Consider the following 4,775-nt stretch of genomic DNA (forward strand, 5'->3'; position numbering starts at 1 on the left):
TCTGCGAGGTCTGGACCGTTGGCCGCCGCAGGCCGTCGACGGCTGGTCGCGCAGTTCCCCGCGCCCCTTCGGGCGCCTTAGCGCAGGCCCCTCCTTCGTGCGGGGAGGAACGTGAAGACCGCGCCGCCCAGCAGGATCACGGTCCCGGCGACAAGGCCGAGCGCCCGCAACGCACCGTTGTCGTCCGCGCCGGTCTCCGCGAGGTCGCCACCACCGGCCCCGCCGGCCGACGCGGGGCCACCCGCGGAGCTGTTGCCGCCGGCCGAGCCGGATCCCCCGCCCGAGGCACCGCCAGGAACCGCCGCTGTGTCGATCTCCAGGGAAACCTCCGACTTGGACGGCGTGCAGGTCGTCGTCGTACCGAGCGCCTTGACCGTGAGGACGCCCGGCGAGAGCGTCGACTTGCCGTCGGCGCCCGGCTTGTACGTGCCGGTCAGGTCAGGGATGGTCATCGGGTCGCCGGACTTGATGGGCTCCTTGTTGGTGGGGCCCTCGACGTGCACCGTGCCCTTGTCCGCGCCGCCCAGCTTGACCTCCATCGACGGCTTCACCGAGTCCGCGGGGATGTCGGCGGGGCTGTCCATGACGGACTTCTTGAACTCGACGGTCAGGCCGTAATTCCCGCCGTCCTTCTTGGCGTTGATCTGGACGGGCGACGTGGCGTCCTTGTCGCCGATGGGCGTCTTGCACTTGTAGGGGGTCTGGACTTCCTTGCCGGTGAGGTCGGTCTTGCCGCCGTCGTTCCCGCCCGTGGAGTCGCCGCCGGAACTGCCCGCGGTGTCGCCGCCGCTGCTGCCGGCCGTGTTGCCCGAGGTGGCCCCTGAAGTGGTCCCGGAGGTGGTGCCCGAGCTGCTGCCGGAGGTGGTGCCCGATGACGTGCCGCCCGAACTGCCGCTGCCCTCCGTCACCTTGATGGTCGCGCCCGCCTTGACCTCTTCCTTCGGCGTGCACTTGGTGTCGGTCGAGACCGGCTTGCTGACGTTGATGTTGTACGCGCCGGGGGTGAGCGTGACGTCGCCCGCCTTGGTCAGCTTCAGCTTGCCCTTCATGTCGGAGAGGACCATGGGGCTGTTCTTCTTGATCGGCGGATTGACCCGCTCGCCCGCCATCGCCAGGTCACCGGTCTGGCCGCCGCCCAGCTTGATCGTGCCGGTCGGCTTCACCGTGTCCTTGTCCAGGTCGAGGACGTCCGGGTTCTTGGACGCGGCCTCGGTGGTCTTCCATACGACCTCGACCTCGTCGCCCACCTTCGCGGTGGCGGGCGCGGTGATCTCCGCCTTCGTGGTGCCCTGCACCGGTGGCAGCCCCGAGATCGACGGCGGTATGCACTCCGTCTTGTACGCGGTCTCTGCCGCCTGCGCGGGACTCGCGCCCAGCAGGATCCCCGCCCCGCCGAGCAACAGCGAGACCGAGGCCGCGCCCGCTCTCCGTCGTGTGCTGATCACGTGTTTCCTTTCGTCGTCGGGCTGTTGTCTGACGGTGCGGAGAGCTGTCCGGCGGGGTCGCTGCCGGCGCCGGGGTCTGTGTCAGGGGTGAACCACGGGAGAGTGGCCCCGTTCGTGGCCGCGTTCGCTGCCGCGCCCTTGCCGGACCTGCCGGACTCACGGGACGGTTTCGTACGCGGCGTACGGGCCGCCTCGTCCGCCGCGACCGCACCCTGGGGCAGCCGCAACTTCGGCAGCCGGTCGGTGAGTTCGGAGATCCTGCCGGTACGGTGCCGGCCCGCCGGGCGGGAGCTGCGGCGCCGGCGGGGACGGAGCCTGTCCACCACCGCCATGCCGATGCGGAAGACGGCGGCGGGCACGACGACGCAGAGCAGGATCCAGAAGACGGTGACGCCCCAGGGGCGGCCGACGCCCCAGGGCTGCTCGGCCAGGACCTTGCCGCCGAACTTCAGCGACACGAGGTAGTTGCCGTGCGCTCCGGCAGAGAGCTCGACCGGGAGCTTGATCTGGGCCTTCTTGCCGGGGGCGATGGTGCCGCGCCACTGCTGCTCCTCCCACTGCGGCGCGAACACGCCGTGGGAGGTGCCGACTTGGAAGACGGGGTTCTTGACCGGGGCGGAGCCGACGTTGCCCACGGTGAAGGTGAACTTGCGGGACGGCGGGGCGCCGAACCAGGTCAGTACGCCGCTGGAGCCTTCGAGTTCCGTGTCGGTGAGCACGGACAGCTTCCCGCCGCCCTGCTGCGCGGGCAGCGGCTCCACGGGGTGGCCCGCGACCTTGAACGCGGCGTCCGCCTGCGCCTTCTCCCCGGTGACGGTGGCCACGTGCACCACACAGGGGCAGGGCTTGGGGGGTTCGGCCACCGGGAGCTTCTTGCTGAAGGTGCCCTTGCCGTCCGTGGTGACGGCGCGGCCGGAGTCGTTGGCGCAGGAGTTCGTGCCGCCGGGTACGCCCTCGGCCGGGGTGGACTGGCCGCAGATCAGGATCATCAGGAGGGCTTTCGACCGCCACCCCTCGCCCTTGACGGTGATGTCGCCGCCCTTGCCCGCCTGCGCCTTGGAGAGGGTGACCTCCGGTTTCTCCGCGGCGGTGGCCTGGCTCGCCGGGAGCAGCAGGAACGCGAGTGCCGCCAGCGCGGCGACTACGGCCGCGCACCTCTTGCCGCTTGGGTAGCCGTTCACAGTTGCTCGCCCCTTCCCGTGCCCGCTCCCGCCAACTCCAGCTCCGTACCGCCCTGTTCGGGCTCGCCCCGCGGTGGCTCCCCGGATGCCCGGCGTCTGCGCACGAACCACACGCCCGCCGCCGCGAGACCGAGCACCCCGGCGCCCGCCCCCGCGACCGCTGCCCACGGCACGAAGCGGGCCGATGCCGTGGCCTCGGCCCGGGCTCCGCCCGATGCGGTGACCGTGAGGGTGACCTCCACCGAGTCGAGCGCGGGGGCGTCGCTCCACGGTTCCGTCAGGGTGACCCTGCGGCCGGGCAGGAGCTCCACCGGAAGCGCGCGGGGCCCCCGGTCGAGCAGCGGGCCGAAGAGACCCTCCGCGTGGACCGCGAGCCGCGGGGTCAGGACGGTGTTGCCGCGGTTGACGACGTCGTACGAGATGCGCCCGCGCCCGGCCCTGACGTGCTCGACCGTCAGCGCGGACAGCGTCGGACCGCTCACCCGCAGATGCACGCGCACCCCGGCGTCCCGGCCGCCCTCCCGCGCGACGATCGCACCGGGGTGGTCGCCCGGCACCGCGCTGCCGGGGATGTTCACGCTGAACGGCACCTCGGCGCGGGTGCGCGGCGGCACCTTCACCTTGCGCTCGGCGAACGTGATCCAGGAGCCGGTGTCCGTCGGCTTGCCCCGCTCCAGGGAGAACGCCCCGTCCCGCGTGTTGTCCGCGTCGGCGCCGCTCAGCTCCACCGTGCGCGGCTTCGAGCCCGGATTGGTGACCGTCACCGTGTCCTCAAGGACGGAGCCCGGCGTGCCCTCCGCGTAGAAGTAGGGCCGGCCGTCCTTCGCGGGCCGCGTCCCTCCTCCCGCGGAGGGCGCGAGGGACCACGCTCCGGCGTCGTCGGCGTACACCGGACTCGCCTGAGCTGCGCCCATCACCAGTAAGGCCACGGTCAGAACACGGGCAACGGACAGCAGCGACGGCATGGGCGGCTCCTGGATCTTCGTACGCGTCGTACGTGATGTACGCGCTCTCCTAGCGCGACCGGGCCGCCTGGTTCCTGCGGGTCAGCCAGAGCGCGCCCGCCGCGCCCGCGAGCAGCACCGTGCCGCCGAGGGTGCCGAGCGCGATCGCGGAGTCCGCGGGGCCGGTCTGCGGGAGTTCTTCGCCGCCGGAGGGAGCGCTGGCGGAGCCGCCCGAGCCGCTGTCGTCGCTCTCGCCGCCGGAGCCGCCGCCCGTGCCGCCGCCGCCCGAACCCTTCACGTCGAGCGAGAGCGAGGGCTTGGGGCTGTTGGACGGTGTGCACGTCGTCGTCGTGCCGAGCGCCTTGATGGTCAGGACGCCCGCGGTGAAGGTGACCTTGCCGCTCTTCTTCGGCGTGTACGTGCCCGACAGATCACTGATCTTGATCGGGGTGTTGGCGGGGATCGCCTTGTCGTTGGGCGCCCCGGAGACCGGCACCGTGCCGCTCTCGGCCCCGCCCAGTTTGATGAGCGCGCTCGGCTTCATCGCACCCTTGCCCAGTTCCACGGGGCTGGAGGAGACGCCCTTCTGGAAGGACATGGTGAGTTTGTAGCCGCTGCCGCTCTTCACGCTCTTTATGTCGATCGGCGAGACGGCGCCCTTGTTCCCGATGGGCGTCTTGCACTGGTAGTTGACGTCCTGCACCTCGGCCTGCGCGGCGGGGGCGGCCATCAGCACCGCCGAGCCGCCGGCCAGGGCCGTGGCAAGCGCGAGCGCGGCCCTGCGTTTTTGGTACGACACCTCGAGTTCCCCTCATGCCGGTCGTGGCGTGCCGCGGTGCGGATTTACTGACGGCACATCAGATTGGGCGCTCAAGGTACGCCCGAGACCTTGTCGAGGGAAGACAAAGAACGCGCCGGATCTCATGGATCCGGCGCGCGTACGAACCGCGGGTAACCCAAGGGGGAACTGCCCTGGTCACCCGAGGGTGAACTCCCTTGCCACCCGAGGGGGAGGAACCGAGCGACTTATACGGGAGCGCTCAGCTCCGCCCACACCGTCTTGCCGGGGGCTCCCGGCGTACGGACGACCCCCCAGTCCATGCAGAGCCGCTGGACGATGAACATTCCGTGCCCGCCGGGGCGGCCGACGCGGTGCGGGGTCCTGGGCGCGGGCTGTCCCGCGCCGCGGTCGGACACCTCGATAC

General features: G+C 71.4%; 5 protein-coding genes. All 5 read right to left on the bottom strand.

The window, feature by feature from the left end:
- Nucleotides 1-77: 77 nt before the first annotated feature.
- A complete protein-coding gene (locus ACQKIP_RS32820; protein WP_365863890.1) occupies nucleotides 78-1,442 on the bottom strand; it encodes a hypothetical protein in 1,365 nt (454 codons plus the stop codon).
- Nucleotides 1,442-2,626, bottom strand: coding sequence for a hypothetical protein (locus ACQKIP_RS32825; protein WP_365863753.1), 1,185 nt, complete (start codon nucleotides 2,624-2,626; stop codon nucleotides 1,442-1,444). The genes ACQKIP_RS32820 and ACQKIP_RS32825 overlap by 1 nt, the downstream gene beginning before the upstream one ends.
- Entirely contained in the window at nucleotides 2,623-3,591 is a 969-nt protein-coding gene (locus ACQKIP_RS32830) for a hypothetical protein (protein WP_427744972.1), read from the bottom strand. The genes ACQKIP_RS32825 and ACQKIP_RS32830 overlap by 4 nt, the downstream gene beginning before the upstream one ends.
- 49 nt (nucleotides 3,592-3,640) lie before the next feature.
- Complete coding sequence (locus ACQKIP_RS32835; protein WP_365863754.1) at nucleotides 3,641-4,369, bottom strand: LPXTG cell wall anchor domain-containing protein; 729 nt, start codon at nucleotides 4,367-4,369, stop codon at nucleotides 3,641-3,643.
- Between the two features lie 227 nt (nucleotides 4,370-4,596).
- A partial coding sequence (locus ACQKIP_RS32840) for an ATP-binding protein (protein WP_427744978.1) occupies nucleotides 4,597-4,775 on the bottom strand: 179 nt, incomplete at its 5' end.

The sequence above is a fragment of the Streptomyces sp. NPDC059900 genome, from assembly GCF_050270335.1.
In the GTDB taxonomy this organism is placed as follows: domain Bacteria; phylum Actinomycetota; class Actinomycetes; order Streptomycetales; family Streptomycetaceae; genus Streptomyces.